Raw genomic sequence first — 1,078 nt, 5'->3', positions numbered from 1 at the left:
GTGGGCGGGTGGGACTACTGACCCATCCACCCCATCACTGTTAAGAGCGCTCGGGTCTCGCGGCTTGAGCTCCGGGAGGTCGACGACTTCCGGGCCGAGCGCTCAGCAGAGTCCGGGCCGGGAGGAGGGGCAGGGGGAGGGCGAGATGGACCAGCCGCGCCCGGTGCGACGCCCGCGTCCCTCCGTGACGACGATCACTCTGCTGCTTCGCCGGTGACGTAGACCGGATGCCGCGCGCCGGGCGTATACCCGGTGAAGCGAAAGATCCGGGAGCGACATTTGACCGTCGAGGAGTTCGAAGAGTTCTACGTCCAGGCGGTCGCGCGTCTCACGGGCCAGCTGTACGTGATGACCGGCGACCTCCAGGAGGCGCAGGACGTCGTGCAGGAGGCGTTCGTCAAGGCGTGGGTCCGGCGCGGCCGGCTGGAGCGCGACGGGCAGCCCGAGGCGTGGATCCGTACGGTCGCCTGGCGGCTCGCGGTGAGCCGCTGGCGCTTCCGGCGGCGGTCGGCGGACGCGTGGGACCGGGGGAGCGGTGGGGCGGAGCACGTCGCGCCGCCTGATCCGGACCATGTGGTGCTGGTCGACGCGCTCCGGGAACTGCCCGCCCAGCAGCGGCGGACGCTGACCCTGCACTACCTGTGCGACCTCACGGTCGAGCAGATCGCCGGGGAGACCGGGCTTTCCGGCAGCACGATCAAGACGCATCTGGTCCGTGGCCGGGCGGCGCTCGCCCACCGTCTGCAGGACCCCCGCATCGAGGAGGCTCCTGATGTCTGACCCGCGGGATCCGTTGCGGTCCCTGTTCCGGGAGGCCGGTGAGTTCGGGCAGGCCCGGACCGATCCGGACGCGGGGTCGGGCATCACCCGACGCGGAATGCGCGCGCAGCGACGCCGGATGGCCGTGGTCGCGGTGGGCGTCTGCCTGGTCGTCGGCGGGAGCGGCGCGGTCGCGGTGGGCCTGCTGCCGGTACGGCCGGGGCCCGGCGCCCCCGCCCCCCGCCCCGCGCCCCGCGATACGGCACCCGGCCCCCCCGAGCCCCGACCGCCCCCCGGGCGGGCGACCGAGCCCCCCCCC

Annotated in this window: 1 protein-coding gene and 1 pseudogene; both read left to right on the top strand. The window is 74.1% G+C overall.

Going from position 1 to position 1,078, the window contains the following annotated elements; genetic code table 11:
* Positions 1 to 279 precede the first annotated feature (279 nt).
* Positions 280 to 780, top strand: a complete 501-nt coding sequence (locus tag JS521_RS35825; RefSeq protein WP_205087013.1) for a SigE family RNA polymerase sigma factor — start codon at positions 280 to 282, stop codon at positions 778 to 780.
* Positions 773 to 1,078 (top strand): annotated as a pseudogene (locus JS521_RS35820) (hypothetical protein); the annotation flags it as partial. The gene JS521_RS35825 and the pseudogene JS521_RS35820, both read left to right, overlap by 8 nt.

Source organism: Streptomyces durocortorensis, from assembly GCF_016901035.1.
In the GTDB taxonomy this organism is placed as follows: Bacteria; Actinomycetota; Actinomycetes; order Streptomycetales; family Streptomycetaceae; genus Streptomyces; species Streptomyces durocortorensis.
The sequence above is the reverse complement of the archived record's forward strand: the minus strand, read 5'-3'. Positions and strand labels throughout refer to the sequence as shown.